Genomic DNA, 19,745 nt, shown 5'->3' with positions numbered 1-19,745 from the left:
TCACAAAAGACGAGGGCATCGATGAGCACGACGCGCAGTAACCTTTCGACGTCATCGCCCATGCGATGACGTCGAAACTTCGATTCAACTCACTCGACCGACCATCAGAAACTCAAGCAGGGCTTTCTGGGCGTGCAGTCGATTGCCGGCTTCCTGCCAGACAAAGGCGCGCGGATCGTCCAGCAGGGTTTCGCTGACCTCTTCACCGCGATGCGCCGGCAGACAGTGCAGGAACATGACCTCGTCATCGGCGGCATCGAGCATCGCCTCGTTGACCTGAAAGCCGCTGAACGCTTGCATGCGCGCTGCCTGTTCCTCTTCCTGGCCCATGGAGGCCCAGACGTCGGTCGTGATCAGGTGGGCGCCTTCGATGGCGGCTTGCGGGTCGTTGAAGATTTCGACGCGCGAGCCGGCGGCTTCAAGAATATCCTGATCGGGCTCAAAGCCTTCCGGGCAGGCAATGCGCAGATTGAAATCGAACTGGCGGGCGGCGTTGATCCAGGAGTGGCACATGTTGTTGCCATCGCCCACCCAGACGGCCGTTTTGCCTTTCACCGGGCCGCGACACTCGGTCCAGGTCTGTACATCGGCCAGCAGCTGGCAGGGATGATAGTCATCGGACAGCGCATTGATGACCGGGATGGAGCTGGCATCGGCAAACGACTCGATGCTGTCATGCGAGAAGGTTCGGATCATCACCGCATCGACCATCTCGGAGAGCACGCGCGCGGTATCGCCGACCGGTTCGCCGCGTCCCAGCTGACTGTCGCGCGGTGACAGAAACAGCGCATGACCGCCAAACTGTGTCATGCCGGTCTCGAAGGAGACGCGAGTACGGGTCGAGGATTTTTCGAAAATCATGGCCAGCGTTCGATTTTTCAACGGCGTATAGACCGGGCCGTTGTCGGCCAGTTCACGCTTGATGGTGATCGATCGATCGATGAGATAGGCCAGTTCCTGAGGGGAAAGATCCATCAGGGTAAGAAAGTGGCGAAGGGCCATGTCTCGATGCTCCTGTGTGTGCATAACGTCACAATGATTGACACGTCGCCAGGCGCCACACGACGCGGCGCTCGAAACGGGACGTACCCTCTGGTATTGATGCTGCCCATGTACCGGAAAAACCAACGAAAAAGCGCCGCACGAGAGCTGGCGGCGCTTTGAAATATTGCCATGGTCAATGGCGGAAAACGGGCACTGGTGTACCCCGTCATCCCTGGCCATCCTAACCAGAGCCTTTTAAGCGCGCAACTTCATGTGATCGCCACGCCTTGATCCGGGCTGATTTAGCCCCCATGTCGGCGTACACTGAGGCCAGAACATTCATGGGCGCTTGAAGCCCCCTTTTGGAGACCGAACATGAGCGAAACACTCGATACCATCAAGCAACAGATCAACGAAAACACCATTTTGCTTTACATGAAGGGCTCACCGCAGATGCCGCAGTGCGGCTTCTCTGCTCAGGCCGTACAGGCGCTGATGGGCTGCGGCGAGCGCTTTGCCTTCGTCAACATTCTGGACAACCCGGACATTCGCGCCGAGCTGCCCAAATACGCCAACTGGCCCACCTTCCCGCAGCTGTGGATCAACGGTGAGCTGGTCGGCGGCTGTGACATCATCGTCGAGATGTATCAAAACGGTGAGCTGGCGCCGATGATCAAGGACGCGACCGCCAACGCGGCCCCGCAGGAAGGCGACAACGCCTGATCCCGATGACCACCGGGTCGTGCATCAGGTGACCGGTTCCGAACGTTAAAAACCCGCCTCCATGGAGGCGGGTTTTTTAATGCCGACAGCAGTAGAGCAGCGCTTAGTCGCCGTCCATGCTCTGCTCGCGCAGCGCCAGATCCCAGCCGCCCAGATCCTTGAAGCGATTGACGATGGCGCAGAAAAGCTCGGCAGTACGCTCGGTATCATAGCGCGCCGAATGTGCTTCCTGGCTGTCAAAGGGGATGCCCGCGGCGCGACAGGCCCGGGCCAGCACGGTCTGCCCGTAAACCAGCCCCGAAAGCGTTGCGGTATCAAAGCTTGAAAACGGATGGAAAGGGTTGCGCTTGATGCCGGCGCGTTCGACGGCGGCATTGAGAAAGCCGTGGTCGAAGGCGGCATTGTGACCGACCAGAATGGCGCGGTTGCACTGATGGGACTTGAGCGCCTTGCGCACCGGACGAAAGATCTCCTCGAGCGCTTCCTTTTCCTTGAGCGCCGCATTCTGACGCAGCGGGCTGTCCAGACGGATGCCGGTAAAATCGAGCGCGGACTGCTCGACGTTGGCGCCCTCGAACGGCTCGATATGAAACGACACGGTCTCATAGGGCAGCAGATGCCCCTGTTCGTCCATGGTCAGCGTGACGGCCGCGATTTCAAGCAGGGCATCGGTGCGCGCGTTGAAACCACCGGTTTCCAGGTCCACCACCACGGGCATGAAGCCGCGAAAGCGACCGGACATGAGTTTCGGGACAATATCGTTCATCGCCATGTTCTCCTGTCGCAGACAGCAGAAAACGTCATGGGAATCGGGGATGCGTATGACCGGGCAGGGCCCGCAGATATGGTGACCGGCACAGGAAGCCTTCTGGTCGAAAGATGAATTCGGTTTGCAGGGGCGCAGTGTAGCATTGTGCTTGCCGGCAATCCCATCCATCGCACGTGACGCGGTATTCGCCGCGTTCCGGTGACGATATACTCACGATACACTCAAAGCATGACTACGCCTTAAGGAGCCGGTATGTCCGATGTAAAAAAGGTTGTCCTGGCCTACTCCGGGGGACTTGATACCTCCGTGATCGTCAAGTGGCTCAAGGAAACCTACGACTGCGAGGTCGTGACCTTCACGGCTGACCTGGGTCAGGGAGAAGAGGTCGAGCCTGCACGTGCCAAGGCACAGGCGCTGGGTGTGAAGGAAATTTACATCGAAGACCTGCGTGAAACCTTTGTGCGGGACTACGTCTTCCCGATGTTTCGTGCCAACACCATCTACGAAGGCGAATACCTGCTGGGCACCTCGATCGCCCGCCCGCTGATCGCGCGTCGCCTGATCGAGATCGCCAACGAAACCGGGGCGGATGCCATCTCCCATGGTGCCACCGGCAAGGGCAACGACCAGGTGCGCTTCGAACTGGGCGCCTACGCGCTCAAGCCCAACGTCAGAGTCATCGCCCCGTGGCGCGAGTGGGATCTCAACTCCCGCGAAAAGCTGATGAACTACTGCGAAGAGCACGACATCCCGGTCGACTACGCCAAGAACAAGAAAAAATCTCCCTATTCGATGGACGCCAACCTGCTGCACATCTCCTATGAAGGCGGCGTGCTGGAAGACCCCTGGACCGAAGCCGAAGAAGAGATGTGGCGCTGGAGCGTCAGTCCCGAAGCCGCACCCGATCAGGCCACCTACATCGACCTGACCTTCGAGCATGGCGACATCGTGGCCATCGACGGTCAGACCATGAAGCCGCACGACGTGCTCTCCTGGCTGAACCGGGTTGGCGGTGAAAACGGCGTCGGGCGTCTGGATATCGTTGAAAACCGCTACGTCGGCATGAAATCGCGCGGCTGCTACGAAACCCCGGGCGGCACCATCATCCTGCGCGCCCACCGCGCGATCGAATCGATCACGCTGGACCGTGAATCCGCGCACCTGAAAGACGAGCTGATGCCCAAATACGCCGAGCTGATCTACAACGGCTACTGGTGGAGCCCGGAGCGCAAGATGCTTCAGGCCGCCATCGATCAGTCCCAGGGCAGCGTCAACGGCGTGGTGCGTCTCAAGCTCTACAAGGGCAACGTCATCGTGGTCGGCCGTGAGTCGGAAGACTCGCTGTTTGACGCCTCGATTGCCACCTTTGAAGACGATGCCGGCGCCTATGACCAAAAGGATGCCGAGGGCTTTATCAAGCTCAACGCTCTGCGCCTGCGCATTGCCGCGAAAAAGGGTCGTCTTGACGACTGATGAGGCATGCGCTGTATCACGAAGGGGCCGCTTTTCAGCGGCCCCTTTTGTGTCAGACTCAAGCAAGGGCGCGCGCAGACCGCACAGCCTGCGTGCCGACACCAGAACCATCAGGAGCGGTTCATGCTGAAAAGACTGTTCGAGGCCCTGCGAGGGCAGGGTAGTGCCCCCGGCGCTGACAAATCCTCGCCTCAGGTGGCCGATACCGTGGAATACAAGGGCTGCGAGATCGTCATCACACCGGCGCCAGCGGGTGGGCAGTATCGCGTCAGCGGCCTGATTCGTCGGACACGCGACAGCGGCGAACCGGAGGAGCTGCGCTTTGAACGCTCCGATGTGCTGGCCGATATCGACAGCTGTATCGACATGACCCGTACCAAGGCCGAACGCTACATCGATGAGCAGGGCGAGCGGCTCTTTGAAGACCCGCACCGCCCGGCCTGAACCCGATGGCACTGCTGCAAAGGAGTCACAGGACGCATGTCCGATACCGGTAGACCCATGCTGTTGCCGGCTCTCTCGCGCTGGCGCCGGCTTTCGACAGCGGATCGCGTCAGCGATCTGATTGCCGGGCTGATCACCGCCGCGTTGCTGGTCCCCCAGGGCATGGCCTATGCCACCCTTGCCGGCCTGCCGGCGCAGGCCGGGCTTTATACGGCACTGGCGCCGCTGGTGCTGTATGCGCTTTTCGGCACCAGTCGCGTCATCGCGATGGGGCCCATGGCGCTGACCTCGCTGCTGGTGGGAGAGACACTGCGCGATGCCGATATACCGTTATCTGATTACGTCGGACACGCAGCGCTTCTGGCGGCGCTGGTCGGCGGCTGGCTACTGTTGATTCATGCCTGCCGGCTGGGGCGTCTGATCGATTTCGTCAGTCCCAGCGTCATGCAGGGCTTTACCACGGCGTCGGCGCTGATGATCGTGCTCTCGCAGACCGGCGACCTGCTCGGGATCGGCGACGCAACCGGCAACGCCGTCGACCGCTTGCTGACGCTGGCCCACTCACTGGGCGATATCGCGCCGGGGGCAGCGCTGTTTGGCGGCAGTGCCATGGTACTGCTGCTGTTGATGCGTCGAGGGCTGTCACCGCTGCTCGAGCGCCTGGGTCTGCCGGAGGCGACGGCCACGGTGCTGGGCAAGACCGGCCCGCTGATCGTTTTAATTCTGGCACTTTTGCTGGTACCGCTGTGGCCCGGCACGCTGGCCCGGGTCGGGCAGATTCCCGCCGGGCTGCCGCTGCCGGCGCTGCCAACCCTTACCCTGACAGGCGTGGACGCGCTGTGGCTGCCGGCGCTCGGGATCGCGCTGATCAACTACGTCAGCGCCATTTCGGTGGCCCAGACGCTGGCGGCCAAACACCGCGAGCGGCTCTATCCGCAGCGCGAACTCTGGGTGCTGGGCGCGTCCAATCTGCTGGCGGCCCTGACCCGCGGTTTTCCGGTCACCAGCGGGCTGGGGCGCGCGGTGGTCAACGACCAGGCCGGCTCGAAAACACCGCTGTCATCGCTTTATGCCGCGCTGGCGCTGATGGTGGTATTGCTGTTTGCCACATCGCTGTTTGCGCCGCTGCCGCAGGCCGTGCTGGCCGCGATCGTCATTCAGGCGGCCATCCCGCTGGTCGATCCGGGCCCCTTGTGGCGGGCCTGGCGCTATTCACGCGGTGACGGCCTGGCCTGGCTTGCCGCCTTTGCCGGTGTCCTGCTGCTGGGGGTCATGCAGGGGCTTTTAGCGGGTGTGGGCATTGCGCTGGCGCTGCTGCTGGCGCGCACGAGCCGACCGCATATTGCCGAGATCGGCCAGCTGCCCGACGGCGGCTTTCGCAACTGCGAGCGCTTTGACGTCGAGCGCCTGCCGCATCTGATGCTGGTGCGCCCGGATGCCAACCTGCATTTTGCCAACATGGGCGCGCTGGAGCGCTGGATCAACGAGCATCTCTCCGAGCGTGATCAGGTGACCGACATGGTGCTGGTGCTCAGCAGCGTGACTCATATCGATGGCGCCGCGCTTCACGCCCTGGAAGGCCTGGATGAGCGTCTGGCAGCGCAGGGGATCGCGCTGCATCTGGCCGAGCTGCGAGGACCGGTGCGCGATCAGCTGCGTCATACGGCGTTTATGAGCGATCATCGCCCGCGGGTGTTTTTTACCTGTGCTGCGGCCTGGCAGGCGCTGTCGGACGACGGCATCGAGTTCAATATCTAGACCTGTGCCGCCGGGCTGACCACACCAGACGCGCGGCACTCTACAATGGGGCCCTTTGCTTTCTGAGGGCCCTGTTGTCATGTCTTTACTGTCACTGCCGGTACGCCGGCCATGAAGGCGCTTTTGCTATCGGCCTATGCCGCCGACAGCCACCGCTACTGGGCGCGCGGTCTGATGGCCCATCTGGACGCCATCGACTGGACGGCCATCGAGCTGGCGCCGCGCCACTTTCAGTGGCGCGTGCGCGGCAACCCGCTGAGCTTCATGAGCGAGCATGACGAGACGCTGTCGCAGTCCTTTGATCTGATTGTGGCCACCTCGCTGGTCGATCTCGCCACGCTTGTCGGTTTATATCCGCACCTGGGGCGGGCCCGTCGTGTTGTCTATTTCCACGAAAACCAGTTCGCCTATCCGCTGGGGCGGAATCAGACGCCGCGTATCGAGCCGCTGATGGTCAATCTTTACAGCGCGCTGGCCGCCGATCACGTGCTGTTCAACAGTCAGTGGAATCGGGACAGCTTTTTTGAAGGCGTGGCCGCATTTTTGAAAAGGATGCCCGAGCGGGTGGCGCCGATGCGTCTGGAGACGCTCAGGGCGCGCTCGGAGATTTTGCCGGTGCCGCTGTGGCCGCTCGATAACACTTTATCGGCCGGGCAGGACGCGCCGGCACGCATTGTCTGGAATCACCGCTGGGAATACGACAAGAACCCGGAGGATTTCTTTGGCGCGCTTGAAACGCTCTCCGACCGAGGCTTCGAGTTTGAGCTGGTGGTGATGGGCCAGGTCTTTCGAAAGACCCCCGAGGTGTTCGAGCAGGCCTGGACGCGTCTGGCGCGCCACATTACCTGCTGGGGGCACCAGACACGCTCGCGCTATCTTGAGGAGTTGGGTCGGGGCGGCATCGCGGTCTCGAGCGCCTGGCATGAATTCCAGGGCCTGGCCGTGATGGAGGCGGTGCAGCATGGCTGCGTGCCGCTGGTGCCGGCGCGGCTGTGCTTTCCCGAATACTACGCGCCCGAGTATCGCTATGACGGCAGCCGCGAGGCGCTGACTGCCCGTCTCGAGCAGTGGCTGACAGCGCCCGGCACGCGTCCGAAACCGCCTGATATCGGTGCCTGGACCTGGCCGCAGATGGCCGGGCGCTACGCCGACGCGCTGGGCCGGTCACCCGGGAAGGGCGTAGATTAACTGCCCCTGAAGCGCGGCGAGGCGAGCATTTCGTTGGTCTGTCTATCCTGTCAGGGGCAGCGGACATTACACCTGAGCCACTGCCCGCGTTAACCGTCATGGATACAGGGAGTGTGTTATGAGCGAGCAGGACCAGCATCACGTCGATCGTGATGAAGAAGCCACCTTCAGCATCAACCGTCGTCGTTTCCTGCAGGGCTCCAGCGGTGCGCTGCTGGCAGCCGGTGCCCTGGGGCCCGCCTTTGCCCATGCGGCGGCCAGCGGCGAGGGCAGCGCCCGCAGCGGTGGCCGTCAGGCGTCAAACGGACAGGAGTTCGATTTCGGCAACGGCGCCACGGCGCCGGAAGGCGTCAGCTCGGTACCCGCTTCGGCCACGGGGCGTCCAATGCCGGATCTCGAGCAGTATGATCCCGTTGCCCCCGATGAGCGTCTGGGCTGGGCGGTGGTCGGTCTTGGCGATTTTGCGCTCAACCAGATTCTGCCGGCCTTTGGCAACAGCACGCACTCCCGGCTGGCAGGCGTTGTCAGCGGCAACGCCGACAAGGCGCGTCAGGTAGCACAGCAATACGGCGTGGCCGATTCCGGCATCTACAGCTACGACAACTTCGATGAGATCAGCGACAACGATGACATCGATATCGTCTACATCATTTTGCCCAACGCGCTGCACGAGGAGTTTACCGTTCGCGCGGCGCAGGCCGGCAAGCACGTATTGTGTGAAAAGCCGATGGCGCCCTCGGTCGAGGCGTGTCAGCGCATGATCGAGGCCTGTCGCGACAACGACCGCAAGCTGATGATCGCCTATCGCGAGCAGTTCGAGCCGCACAACCTGGCGGCCATCAAGGCCATTCGCGACGGCATGGTGGGGGACGTCAATCTGCTGAGCGTCAATACCGGGGTGTCACTTGACCCGGAAGAACCCTCGGCACAGTGGCGTCTCAACAAGGCATTGGCCGGCGGCGGCTCGCTGTATGACATTGGCATCTATGCCCTCAACGCCTCGCGCTATCTGCTTGGCGAAGAGCCGACGCAGGTCTTTGCGCGCATTCACAGCCGTGAGGATGACCCGCGCTTTGCCCAGGTCGAGGACAATGTCGCCTTTCAGCTGATCTTTCCGAACGGCGCCGTGGCCAACTGCACCTCGTCCTACTCCACGCCGAAAAACAATGAAGCCAGCGTGTTCGGCACGAAGGCCTGGCTGCGCATGGCGCCGCTGTCTAACTACTACAACCACTGGCTGATCGTGGATGATGGCAACCAGCGCATCGAGCCGTCCATTCAGGAGATCGACCAGTTTGCCGCCGAAATGGATCACCTGTCCCGGTGTGTTCAGGACGATACCGCGCCGCACGCCTCGGGCGAGGAAGGGATGCAGGACGTTCGCATCATTCGCGCCATCTATGAATCGGCCGCCACCGGCGAGATGGTCAGCATCGAGTCGGACTACGAACGCGATCCCAATCTTTTGATCACGGACAGCCCCAACCTGCCCGATGTCTGGCAGCAAAGCGACAGCTGATACTCGATGAGACCGTCAGCGCCCGCCCCGGGCGCTGACGGTCATGGTTTATACCGGTTCGGTCTTGTCCCGATACTCACACAGGTCCTCGATCACGCAGCTGCCACAGCGCGGTTTTCGCGCGATGCAGGTGTAGCGTCCGTGCAGGATCAACCAGTGATGGGCATCTCTTTTGTAATCCCGCGGTACCACCTTCAAAAGCTTCTGCTCGACCTGATCGACATTCTTGCCGGGCGCCAGATTGGTGCGGTTGGAAACGCGAAAGATATGGGTATCCACCGCAATGGTGGATTCGCCAAAGGCGGTGTTCAAAATGACGTTGGCGGTCTTGCGGCCGACGCCGGGCAGCGCTTCGAGCCCTTCGCGGGTGCGAGGCACCTCGCCGTCGTGATCACGCAGCAACAGCTCGCACATCGCTACCAGATTTTTGGCCTTGTTGTTATAAAGCCCGAGCGTTTTGATGTGGTCCTTCACACCTTCAAGGCCGAGATCGACGATGGCCTGCGGCGTATTGGCAACGGGAAAGAGCCGCGCGGTGGCCTTGTTGACGCCCACATCGGTGGACTGGGCCGACAGCGCCACCGCCACCAGCAGCTCAAAGGGTGACGACCAGGCAAGCTCGGTGGTGGGCTCGGGCGTGGCCTCGCGCAGGCGGCGAAAGATTTCGCGACGTTTTTCGTTGTTCATCAGGCTGATCGACAGGTAAGGAAAGGGGGCGGTGGCGTATTCAGTGACGTTCGGCGTTGTCCAGCGCCTGACAGGCGTCCTGCCAGGTTTTCTCGGCGCGCGCGACTAGGGCCTGCGCCGCGTCAATCTCTTCCGGGCCGCGCTGGCGTCTGGCATGAGCCAGCTGGCGGTTGGCCAGCGCCAGGCGCTGTTTTGCCGCCGAGCGAGCGATGCGCAGGGAGTTGAGCGTGCTCGATGGGGCAGTGTCCCGGCCGGGCGAGGCAGCGCCTGTCTCACCCTGCGCTTGAAGATCGGCCAGCTGCTGGCGGGCCTGCTCAAGGGCGTTTTGATCTTCCTGGTTCGCGGGGTCGACGCTCAGGCGTTTTTCCAGCCGGCGCACGGTGGCGCTGATGGCTGCCTTTCTGGCCCGGGCATTGCCGGTGGGCTTCGGGGTGGCCGGTGCGCTGGTGGAGGGGACGGGCGCTGTCTGCTCCTGCACCTCATCGCGCGATTGGCGGCGGGCCTGCATGCGCTCGCGACGGCGTGCTTCCTTCTCCTGGCGCTGGCGCTCGAGGCGGGCGTTGCGGTTTTCAAAGCGTTGGCGACCCAGCTCGGCGCGTCGCGCCAGCCAGTCCTTTTGCTCGCGCTCGTCACGGGTAGCCTGCCAGCCCGGATGCGCCACGATATCGATGCAATCCACCGGACAGGGCGCCACACAGAGTTCACAGCCGGTACATTCCGCCTCGATCACCGTATGCATCTGCTTTGACGCGCCAAGGATGGCATCCACCGGGCAGGCCTGAATGCACTTGGTGCAGCCGATGCATTCGTCTTCGCGAATGATCGCGGCCTTTGGCGATTCGGCGTCTACCTCCAATGGTATGACAGGGCGCGCCAGCAGTTCGGCAAGTTCTGCGACGGTCGTCTCGCCGCCTGGTGGGCAGCGGTTGATGGCCTCGCCCTCGACAATGGCTTCGGCGTAGGGGCGACAGCCGGGATGGCCGCACTTGCCGCACTGGGTCTGGGGCAGCAAATGATCAATATCGGTGACGGTAATGCTGGCAGAGGCGCTCATGCAGATGGTCGACGGGCCCGGAAGTGGTAATCGTTGAAGTTACAGCGATTATACCCGCAATGCCTCCCTGCTTCGAACCCGGCGCTTCAATCGCTGCGCTGCTGCCCGGGCGAGCGTCTAGAGGGTTTGGGGCTGGTACCAGGGCTCTCTGATGCGTGCGCCCACCTGATTGCGGCCCGCCTGTTTGGCACGGTAGAGGCTTTCATCGGCCAGGCGCATCAGCTCGGCCGGCTGACAGGGTGCCTGAGGCAGGCTGATCGCCATGCCGGCGCTGATCGTGACGTGGTCGGCCACCGGTGAGGGCTCGTGCTGCAGGGCCAGACCGGCCACGGCCAGACGCAGTTGCTCGGCCATGCGCCAGGTCCGCTTGCGCGTCACATCGGGCAGCACCACGATGAACTCTTCGCCGCCGGCGCGCGCCACGATGCCCTGATCATCCACAACCCGATCGAGAATGCGGGCCACTCGCGTCAGGCAGTGGTCGCCTTCCGGATGACCGTAGCAGTCGTTATAGGTCTTGAAATAGTCGATATCGATAATGATCAGCCCGACGGCGTGATGGTTCTGGTGAGCATTTGTCAGAGACTGAACCAGGTACTCGTCCAGATAGCGCCGATTGAGCAATCCGGTGAGATGGTCGCGATGGCTCAGCTGCTCCAGCGAGTCGGTACGTGCTTTCTGATGCATCAAAAGATGCTGGAATTCACGCGCCAGGCTACCGAGTTCGTCGCGTCGAGCAATCAGACTGACCGGCAGGCTGTCGGAAAACGAATCTTCCCGGCGCTGCTCCCGGGTAAAGTGGGCGAGCCGTCGGGTGGGGGCCAGCACGATAAGCTCCAGCAGCCCCAGAATGACGACGACTGCGGCGAACAAAACCCCGATGGTCCAGAGCATGGCGAAATCGAACGAGGCGGCATTGGCCACAAAGTCGCGTCGCGGCAGGGTGGCCTGCAGGGAGAGCTTGTTGTCCCCCGGCGCGGCATCAAGCCATCGAATCGCCAGCAGCTGGTCGTCGCTGATGCGAATAACGGGTGGCGGTTTGACGACCAGGTCCGGATGCAGGATGGGGTCGATGGACACATCGACGCCGGTCTGATCGCGCGTGGATTCAAACCAGTCACGATCCATGCTGCGTACCACGGCCAGCCAGCCCAACGGCGGGGCCTTGCCACGCTCGGTCGGCACGATGGGGCTGGTGGCGATCATGGCCGGTGCCGGCACGCTTAAAAGCCATTTATCCAGCTCCGGAGCCTGATGGCGCACGTGCTCCTGAATGACGGTAAGGGTCGGTGACATCCAGCGACAGCGCTCGGTGGCCGAATGACAGGTGCCGTACTGATCCGTGTCGCGGTTGTAGCCGGCCATCCACACCGGTGTGCCATCCGGGCGCATGAAGACCATCATCAGATGCTCCATGTCCTCGAACATTTCCTGACTGAAATTCTTTTCGGCAAAACCGGGTCGCCTGCCCTGCATGAACTCGTAGGCATCGTCCCAGCTGGCCCAGTCGCGCGTTTCACCACCGAGTCTGTTCAGATCGTTTTGCCAGGCGCTCTCGACCCGTCCCATCTCGCGGGCCACGTAGTCGTCTTCACGCTCCAACAGATCGGGGTAGACCAGAAAATGGGCGATACCCCACAGCGCCAGCAGGGCGACACACGCCACCAGCACAAGAGACAGAAAAAAGCGAAATCGTAGTGAATGCATGGCGTCGGGTATCCATACCACCTGGCGCCACCGGGAAAATGACCGGACAACGCTTGTAAGAGTACGGCTATATCGGCGCACCTCATGATTTATGAAGATGTGATGCATGAGGCGTACAACGAAAAACGCCAGCCCCCGGAGAGGCTGGCGTCGGGTGTGACAGGGTGGCGTGATCAGCTCACGCGGCTGCCCGGCGTTGCACCGCTGTCGGGGGAGAGCAGATAGATTCCGTCGTCATCTCCGGCGGCAAGCACCATGCCTTCTGACAGGCCAAAGCGCATCTTGCGCGGCGCCAGATTGGCGATCATGACGGTCAGCCGACCCGTCAGCGCCTCGGGGGCGTACTGGGCACGAATGCCGGAAAAGACCGTGCGGGTTTCGCTGCCGATATCGAGCGTCAGTTTCAACAGTTTTTTGGCCCCTTCGACATACTCGGCCTGCTCGATGCGGGCGATGCGCAGGTCGACCTTCGCAAAGTCATCGATGGTGATTTCCGGGGCGATGGGCTCGATGTCGGCAGCCGGCGCTTCAGCCGTGCCGGCGCCCGGTGCGGCGGTCGCCTCACCCTGGGCGGCCTTTGCGTCGTCCTTGAGCTTTTTCTCGACGGCGAGATCTTCCTTTGAGGCCTCGATCATCTGATCGATTTTATCGCTCTCGACGCGCGTCATCAGCGGTTTGAACTTCTCGATCGGGTGGTCAAGCAGCACGGCGGTGCGGCTGGCCCAGTTCAGCGTCTCGAGGTTGAGGAAGGTGCGGGCACCCTCGGCAAGCCGCGGCACGATCGGGGCGAGATAGACCACCAGCTGGCGGAATAGGTTGATGCCCACCGAACAGATATCCAGCACCTCCTGCTCGCGACCTTCTTCCTTCGCCAGCGCCCAGGGGGCCTTTTCAGCGATGTAGCCGTTGGCGTCATCGGCCAGTGCCATGATGCGACGCACCGCGCGGGCGAATTCACGCGCTTCAAAATCGGCTGCGATGGCTTCGCCTTCGTCAATGAAGCGCTGCACCAGCTCGGGTTCGGCGCAGGTTGCGGACAGGCGGCCGCCGGATTTTTTCACGAAACCGGCGCAGCGGCTGGCGATGTTGACCACCTTGCCGACCAGATCTGCGTTCACGCGGGCGGCGAAGTCCTCGAAGTTGAGGTCAAGATCATCAAGGCCGCCCGTTAAACGCGATGCGAAGTAATAGCGCAGATACTCGGGGTTTAAAAACTGCTCATAGGTTTCGGCCTTGATGAAGGTGCCGCGGGACTTCGACATCTTGGCGCCGTTGACGGTCACGAAACCGTGGCAGTTGACCCCGGTGGGCGTGCGAAGGTTGGCGCCTTCCAGCATCGCCGGCCAGAACAGCGCGTGGAAATAGACGATGTCCTTGCCGATGAAGTGGTAAAGCTCGGCGTCACTGTCCTTTTTCCAGAAGCGATCAAAGTCGATGCCTTCACGCTCGCAGAGCTGCTGGAAGCTCGCCATGTAGCCGATCGGCGCATCGACCCAGACATAGAAGTACTTGCCCGGCGCGTCGGGAATTTCAAAGCCGAAATAGGGCGCATCGCGGGAGATGTCCCAGTCGTTGAGCCCGGCCTCGAACCACTCCTGCAGCTTGTTGGAGATCTGCGGCTGCAGGCGTTCCGAACGCGTCCACTCCTTCAAGAACGGCTCGAATTTGGGCAGCTCGAAGAAGTAATGGGTCGAGCTTTTGACCACCGGCGTGGCCCCGGAGACCGCCGAGACCGGATTGAGCAGTTCGGCCGGGGTATAGGTCGCACCACAGGCTTCGCAGTTGTCGCCGTACTGATCTTCGGTATGGCACTTGGGGCAGGTGCCCTTGACGAAGCGGTCGGCCAGAAACATGCCGCGCTCGGGGTCATACATCTGCTCGACGTCGCGCGTGGCGATAAAGCCGCCATCGCGCAGGGCGCGATAGATGCGCTCGCTGTGGACGCGGTTCTCTTCCGAGTGGGTCGAATAGTAGTTGTCGTAACTGATGCCGAAGCGGGCGAAATCGGCTTGATGTTCTTCACTGGATTTGTGAATCAATTGTTCCGAAGTAATACCTTCCTGCTCGGCGCGTAGCATAATTGATGTGCCGTGGGCATCATCGGCGCAGACGTAGTAACACTCGTGGCCGCGGCTTTTTTGAAAACGCACCCAGATATCGGTCTGGATATGCTCAAGCAGGTGACCCAGATGAATCGAGCCGTTGGCATAGGGCAGGGCGCTGGTGACCAGAATCTGGCGTGTGGCGTTATCTGACGTGGTAGGGGTCGACATGAAAGGGCTGTTCCCGTGACAAAACCCGAGGCCGGGCCATGCAGCGCCGGACGGGGTGAAGAGGGTGAAATCGATGGCCGATTGTAGCATTGATCATCAGGGATTCGCGCCAGATGGTGACCCGGGGTGTCTGCGCTGTCACGATACGTGGCTGACACTTACGGGGATCACCGCATGTCCATGACCCGAGCGCAGCGCATCGCCCTTGCCATTGTCTTCACCTGGTTTTTTTTCGGCGGCATTGCCCATTTTGTCTGGCCGGCGGCGTTTGCCTCGATCATCCCGCCCTCATTGCCGTTGAAAACGCCGGCGGTACTGATTACCGGGGCCTTCGAGCTTGCCGGGGCGATCGGCATTTTACTGCCCCGCTATCGTCGCGCTGCCGGGCTCGGTCTGGTAGCTCTGACCGTGTGCGTGACGCCGGCCAATGTCTACATGTGGTGGCACGCCGATGACTTCCCCCATGTGCCCGAACTACTGCTGCTGTTTCGACTGCCGCTGCAGGTGCTGCTGATTGCCTGCATTTTATGGTCCACGCAGCCGCTCGGAAAACGGCGCAATACCGTGTCGTAAATGCCACCGCCGCTGCGGCTTCGGGTGTGTACAATGGCCGGCCCATACTGACTGATGGCTGTGCGGCATGTCCGGTGATATCCAGCTTGATAACATTGATCCCCCTGAAGGCGTCAGCTGCTTCAACTGCGAGGCTTGCTGCTGCCGGCTTCTGGTGATGCTCGACGACGATGATCTGGCCCGCGGGGTACCTCATGGTCTGATCGAGGAGGATGAGTGGGGCGGCGTAGTGATGCGCCAGGACGAAGAGGGCTGGTGTGCGGCGGTGGACCGCGACACCATGCTGTGCAGCATTCACCCGCGCCGCCCGCAGGTCTGTCGCGACTTCGAGGAAGGCAGCTACCAGTGCCGTGAAGAGCGGGCGCTCTATGGGCTTGTCGATGCCCCCATGACGGATGCCGATGCCCTGTAAGGGGCGTTGTCATCAGGCATCGTTTTCTCTTTTTTCGACAGGTATTTCATGGCCAAGCTGTGTGAGATAGACACTGCCGATATCCCCGGCGGCGGTCAGCTGCGGCTTTTACAGCGCAACGACGAGTTTTCGATCCGAATCGCCGGCAAGCCCGGTGAGCTGATGAACACGCGCCTTCACGGCTCCGAGGATGCCCTCGCCGAGCTGGCCTGCGCGCGGGTGCTCGAACACCCCAACGTGCGGGTGCTGGTCGGCGGGCTGGGCATGGGCTTTACCTTGGCGGCGGCGCTGGCAGGGCTGGGCGCCGAGGCCGAGGTGGTGGTCGCCGAGCTCGTGCCCGGCGTGGTCGAGTGGAATCGCGGGCCGCTGGGTGCGGCGGCCGGCTATCCGATTCGTGATCCGCGCTGCGAGATCATCGTTGATGATGTGGCCGACGTGCTGGCGCGCAGCTCCGGCGCCTTTGACGCCATCATGCTCGATGTGGACAACGGCCCCGAGGGGCTGACCCAACGGGAAAATGACCGTTTGTACAGCGCGCGCGGACTTGAGGCCATTCAGCGGGCACTGCGTCCTGACGGCGTGCTGGCGGTCTGGTCGGCCGGCATGGACCCGGGGTTTAGCGAGCGACTCAAGCGCGCCGGGCTTTGCGTTGAAGAGCACATGGTGCGCGCGCATCGTCCGGGGAAAGGGGCGCGTCACACGATCTGGCTGGCCTGGTAGCGTGGGGGCGGGGCGCAGCGCCGTGGTCCGACGCGAATGTGATCACGAATGCAACGGGTCCTGGCTCACCGTCTCGCTCTGAACTAATCTGATGCCAACGCAGGAACGCGTTAACGGTCGGTCCATGAAACGGAGCGGCCTGCATTCATAACGAAGCAAGGGGCAAGACATGCGCAATATCATTTATATTATCGGTCTGGTGGTTGTAGTGCTTTTCGTTCTTTCCTTCCTGGGACTGCGTTAAACCGCGATCGACAGGCGCTTGCAGGCAGGCAGTGCTGCATGAAAATGCCCCGGGGGCGAGACACCCCCGGGGCATTTGTTTTTGCTGCATCGCTCATGGCTCAGGGGCCGCAGACCCGCTCACCACAAGTGATGCATCGCTGCGGTCACGATCTCATGACTGCCCGATCATCAGTGACTTGGTGTTGACGAATTCGAGCATGCCATAGCCGCCGTGCTCGCGGCCGTAGCCGCTTTCCTTCACGCCGCCAAAGGGCAGGTTGGGCTGAGCAATGTAGTAGCCGTTGACGCAGACCATGCCGGTATCGAAATGATCGCGGGCCAGACGGACCGCACGCTCTTCGTCTTCGGAGAAGATACCGCCGCCCAGGCCGTAGACCGAGTCATTGGCGATGCGCAGCGCATCTTCTTCATCGCGGGCACGGATCAGTGACGCGACCGGGCCGAACAGCTCGCCGTCATAGGCCGGCATGCCGGGCGTGACGTTGTCCAGCACGGTGGAGGGGTAGAAAAAGCCGTCCACGTCCGGAATCTCGCCGCCGGTCAGGCACACGGCCCCCTTCTCGACGGATTCCTCGACCTGCCTGTGGAGCTCGTCACGCAGATCCTTGCGGGCCAGCGGACCGAGCTGGGTGTTTTCATCGGTCGGGTCACCGAATTCGACCTGCTTCATTCTTTCAACGAAGGCGTCGCGGAACTGCTCATAGACGGCATCGACCACCACGAAACGCTTGGCGGCAACGCAGGTCTGGCCGTTGTTGGTGATGCGCCCGGTGACGCAGGTCTCCACCGCCTTGTCGATGTCGGCGTCTTCAAGCACCAGATAGGCGTCGTTGCTGCCCAGCTCCAGCACGGTCTTTTTGAGCTGTTCGCTGGCGGCCGCGGCAACCTTGCGGCCGGTGGCGGCGCTGCCGGTAAACGTCACGCCGCGTACCAGACGGTGCTCGGTGACCTGGCTTGCCTGCTCGTCGCGAATGTAGAGCACGGTGAAGACGTTGTCGGGCATGCCGGCTTCACGGAAGATCTCTTCGAGCGCCTCGGCGCAGCCCCAGACATTGGGCGCGTGCTTGAGCAGCACGGCGTTACCCGCCATCAGGTTGGCAATGGTGTAGCGCACGACCTGATAGAAGGGGAAATTCCACGGCTGGATGCCGAAGATGATGCCGATCGGCTGATGGGTCACAACGGCGCGGCCGCCCGGCAGGTCACGATTTTCATCGGCCAGAACGCTTGCGGCGTTGTCGGCGCTGTAGTCGCAGATGCTCTTGCACAGATCGATCTCGGGCGGGGCCTGGCTGATCGGCTTGCCCATCTCCTGGGTCATCAGGCTCGACAGGCGATCCTTGTGCTCGACCAGCAGCTCGCCGACCCGGCGCACCAGCTTGCCGCGCTCTTCAAGCGAGCGCTGCTTCCAGTCGAGATAGGCCTGATGCGTCTGCTCGATCTTTTGCTGCAGCTGGTCATCGGAGATGGTTTCGAACTCACGGATCGTCTGGCCGGTGGCCGGATTCACGGTTTTAATGGTGTTCGACACAATAACCTCCTTTGGTATGACGGAACGACCAAAAGCATAGCGCGCTAATGGCCTCGCTGCCGTGGCCATTACTGTCTGTTCCTTGCCTGATCCTCCAGCGTCGAATCGACTCGCGAGTCAGGCGCGGCTGTACCTTGTCCATAAGGGTGTGGCATAACCACAGACCGCCCTTCGTTTGTCAGGAGACAATTGCATGCTGGATACCATCAACGAGTTTTTCGAGCGCATGAGCGGCCGCGCGCCGGGTGAGCAGGACCATGAGATGACCCTTGAGCTGGCGGTGGCTGCGCTGATGTGCGAGGTCATGCGCGCTGACGGCGAAATGAAGGCAGTCGAGCAGCAGACCCTGCGTGACATGCTGCGTCGCCGGTTCGACCTGGATGACAGCGCCGTGGAAACGCTGGTCGACATGGCGCATCAGGAAGTGGAGGACTCGGTGGATCACTACCAGTTCGTGCGCCTGATCCGGGACGAATATGACTATCCGCAGCGGGTCGCGTTGATCGGTCGGTTGTGGCGCGTGGCCTACGCCGATGGTGCGCTGGACCCGCTGGAAGAGGCGCGCGTGCGCAAGATGGCCGAGCTGTTATACGTCGACCATGCCGACTTCATTATGCAAAAGCTTGAAGTACAGCAGGCGCTGGGTCTGGCGTAGTATGCTTTTGCCCCTTGTTTGACCCCTTCCTGCCATTGGCCATCAGGACATTGCGTGTTGTCAATTTTATCCTCTCGTTCGGGCGTATTGGCCTGTCTGTGCATGCTGGTGGCCGTAAAAACCTCGTCGGTCACCGCCCGGGACGACGTTCCCGACACTCAGCAGCTGCCGCCGCAGGCCTATAACGGCTATCTGGAACAGCATACGGTGTCGCTCTGGGACGGCGAAGTGCCGGATGCCCGGGGCGAGGGCTTTCGTGATCAGCCCACCCTGACCATCTACCCGCCCGGTCAGCAGCCCAACGGCACGGCGGTCATCATTGCCCCGGGCGGTGCCTATCAGGTGCTGTCCGACAACACCGAGGGGCGACAGATCGCCAACTGGTTCAATACCCGAGGCGTGGTGGCGTTCGTGCTCAAGTATCGGCTGGGGCCGGACTATCCGATGCCGGTCCCGCTGGAGGACGCCCAGCGCGCGATGCGCTGGGTGCGAGCCCACGCTGCGGACTTCAGTATCGACCCCGACCGGGTCGGCATGGCCGGTTTCTCGGCCGGCGGGCATCTGGCAGCGCTGGCCGGTACGCGCTTTGATCAGGGCGACGCTGACGCCGAGGACCCGGTGTCGCGCCAGCGCAGCCAGCCCGATTTTCTGGTGCTGGGCTATCCGGCGCTGGTGATGTTCAGTGACCCGGACAGCCGGATCGATTATTGCACGCTGATGGGGCTGGACGAGTGTGATCAAAACTGGCGGGCGCGCTATCGTCCCGAGCGCCAGGTCACGCATGACACGCCGCCGACCTTTATCTATCAGACCACCAACGATGAGCTGGTGCCGCCGCAGGGCAGCATCGATCTCTACACCGCACTGGTCAATGCCCATGTCCCGGCCGAGATGCATCTCTTCGGCAACGGGCCGCACGGTACGGGGCTGGGCATGGGCGATGCAGCACTCGACAGCTGGACCATGCTGCTGGATCACTGGCTGCGTGGCCGCGGGCTTTACGAGCGCGCAGAGCCGGTAGAAGAGTGA

18 protein-coding genes are annotated in these 19,745 nt (G+C 62.0%); 11 read left to right on the top strand and 7 right to left on the bottom strand.

Annotated features, from left to right (window positions below; all coding sequences use genetic code 11):
* Positions 1-84: 84 nt before the first annotated feature.
* Positions 85-1,002: an ornithine carbamoyltransferase gene (argF, locus tag ACS92L_RS08720; RefSeq protein ID WP_438764273.1), complete on the bottom strand. Its 918-nt coding sequence runs from the start codon at positions 1,000-1,002 to the stop codon at positions 85-87.
* Positions 1,003-1,359: 357 nt separating this feature from the next.
* On the opposite strand from argF, the gene grxD reads away from it, so the two are divergent.
* Positions 1,360-1,707 carry a Grx4 family monothiol glutaredoxin gene (grxD, locus tag ACS92L_RS08715; protein ID WP_438764272.1) on the top strand — a complete coding sequence of 116 codons (348 nt, stop codon included), beginning with the start codon at positions 1,360-1,362 and terminating at the stop codon, positions 1,705-1,707.
* A gap of 103 nt (positions 1,708-1,810) precedes the next feature.
* Here grxD and rnt read toward each other — a convergent pair whose 3' ends face one another.
* Positions 1,811-2,473 carry a ribonuclease T gene (gene rnt, locus ACS92L_RS08710; RefSeq protein ID WP_438764271.1) on the bottom strand — a complete coding sequence of 221 codons (663 nt, stop codon included), beginning with the start codon at positions 2,471-2,473 and terminating at the stop codon, positions 1,811-1,813.
* A gap of 255 nt (positions 2,474-2,728) precedes the next feature.
* On the opposite strand from rnt, the gene ACS92L_RS08705 reads away from it, so the two are divergent.
* The 5 genes from ACS92L_RS08705 (at position 2,729) to ACS92L_RS08685 (ending at position 8,858) form a co-directional block, all read left to right on the top strand.
* Positions 2,729-3,949 (top strand): argininosuccinate synthase, encoded by a 1,221-nt coding sequence (locus ACS92L_RS08705; protein ID WP_438764270.1) that lies wholly within the window; start codon positions 2,729-2,731, stop codon positions 3,947-3,949.
* A 123-nt stretch (positions 3,950-4,072) separates the two neighbouring features.
* Positions 4,073-4,393 carry an HlyU family transcriptional regulator gene (locus ACS92L_RS08700; RefSeq protein ID WP_438764268.1) on the top strand — a complete coding sequence of 107 codons (321 nt, stop codon included), beginning with the start codon at positions 4,073-4,075 and terminating at the stop codon, positions 4,391-4,393.
* Between the two features lie 36 nt (positions 4,394-4,429).
* Positions 4,430-6,151, top strand: coding sequence for a SulP family inorganic anion transporter (locus ACS92L_RS08695; RefSeq protein WP_438764266.1), 1,722 nt, complete (start codon positions 4,430-4,432; stop codon positions 6,149-6,151).
* Between the two features lie 111 nt (positions 6,152-6,262).
* Positions 6,263-7,339 carry a tRNA-queuosine alpha-mannosyltransferase domain-containing protein gene (locus ACS92L_RS08690; protein ID WP_438764264.1) on the top strand — a complete coding sequence of 359 codons (1,077 nt, stop codon included), beginning with the start codon at positions 6,263-6,265 and terminating at the stop codon, positions 7,337-7,339.
* 118 nt (positions 7,340-7,457) lie between these two features.
* Entirely contained in the window at positions 7,458-8,858 is a 1,401-nt protein-coding gene (locus ACS92L_RS08685; protein ID WP_438764263.1) for a Gfo/Idh/MocA family protein, read from the top strand.
* Between the two features lie 48 nt (positions 8,859-8,906).
* Here ACS92L_RS08685 and nth read toward each other — a convergent pair whose 3' ends face one another.
* The 4 genes from nth to metG all read right to left on the bottom strand — a co-directional run bounded on the left by nth (position 8,907) and on the right by metG (position 14,579).
* The gene (gene nth, locus ACS92L_RS08680) at positions 8,907-9,545 is read right to left on the bottom strand and encodes an endonuclease III (RefSeq protein ID WP_438764262.1); all 639 of its coding nucleotides are present in this window, start codon (positions 9,543-9,545) and stop codon (positions 8,907-8,909) included.
* 40 nt (positions 9,546-9,585) lie between these two features.
* Complete coding sequence (gene rsxB / locus ACS92L_RS08675; RefSeq protein ID WP_438764260.1) at positions 9,586-10,599, bottom strand: electron transport complex subunit RsxB; 1,014 nt, start codon at positions 10,597-10,599, stop codon at positions 9,586-9,588.
* A gap of 117 nt (positions 10,600-10,716) precedes the next feature.
* Positions 10,717-12,306 carry a sensor domain-containing diguanylate cyclase gene (locus ACS92L_RS08670; protein WP_438764259.1) on the bottom strand — a complete coding sequence of 530 codons (1,590 nt, stop codon included), beginning with the start codon at positions 12,304-12,306 and terminating at the stop codon, positions 10,717-10,719.
* Positions 12,307-12,479: 173 nt separating this feature from the next.
* A complete protein-coding gene (gene metG, locus ACS92L_RS08665) occupies positions 12,480-14,579 on the bottom strand; it encodes a methionine--tRNA ligase (RefSeq protein WP_438764258.1) in 2,100 nt (699 codons plus the stop codon).
* Between the two features lie 174 nt (positions 14,580-14,753).
* Between metG and ACS92L_RS08660 the strand changes: the two genes are divergently transcribed.
* The 3 genes from ACS92L_RS08660 to ACS92L_RS08650 all read left to right on the top strand — a co-directional run bounded on the left by ACS92L_RS08660 (position 14,754) and on the right by ACS92L_RS08650 (position 16,284).
* Complete coding sequence (locus tag ACS92L_RS08660; RefSeq protein ID WP_438764256.1) at positions 14,754-15,152, top strand: DoxX family protein; 399 nt, start codon at positions 14,754-14,756, stop codon at positions 15,150-15,152.
* Positions 15,153-15,219: 67 nt separating this feature from the next.
* A complete protein-coding gene (locus tag ACS92L_RS08655; protein WP_438764255.1) occupies positions 15,220-15,564 on the top strand; it encodes a YkgJ family cysteine cluster protein in 345 nt (114 codons plus the stop codon).
* 48 nt (positions 15,565-15,612) lie between these two features.
* Entirely contained in the window at positions 15,613-16,284 is a 672-nt protein-coding gene (locus ACS92L_RS08650) for a spermidine synthase (RefSeq protein ID WP_438764254.1), read from the top strand.
* Between the two features lie 397 nt (positions 16,285-16,681).
* Here ACS92L_RS08650 and ACS92L_RS08645 read toward each other — a convergent pair whose 3' ends face one another.
* Complete coding sequence (locus ACS92L_RS08645; RefSeq protein ID WP_438764253.1) at positions 16,682-18,061, bottom strand: NAD-dependent succinate-semialdehyde dehydrogenase; 1,380 nt, start codon at positions 18,059-18,061, stop codon at positions 16,682-16,684.
* Positions 18,062-18,254: 193 nt separating this feature from the next.
* On the opposite strand from ACS92L_RS08645, the gene ACS92L_RS08640 reads away from it, so the two are divergent.
* Positions 18,255-18,716 carry a TerB family tellurite resistance protein gene (locus ACS92L_RS08640; RefSeq protein ID WP_438764252.1) on the top strand — a complete coding sequence of 154 codons (462 nt, stop codon included), beginning with the start codon at positions 18,255-18,257 and terminating at the stop codon, positions 18,714-18,716.
* A 54-nt stretch (positions 18,717-18,770) separates the two neighbouring features.
* A complete protein-coding gene (locus ACS92L_RS08635) occupies positions 18,771-19,745 on the top strand; it encodes an alpha/beta hydrolase (RefSeq protein WP_438764251.1) in 975 nt (324 codons plus the stop codon).

Source organism: Kushneria halocnemicola (assembly GCF_965650455.1).
Classification (GTDB): domain Bacteria; phylum Pseudomonadota; class Gammaproteobacteria; order Pseudomonadales; family Halomonadaceae; genus Kushneria.
Note: the sequence above shows the minus strand (reverse complement) of the source record. Positions and strands in the feature narration are given on the sequence as shown.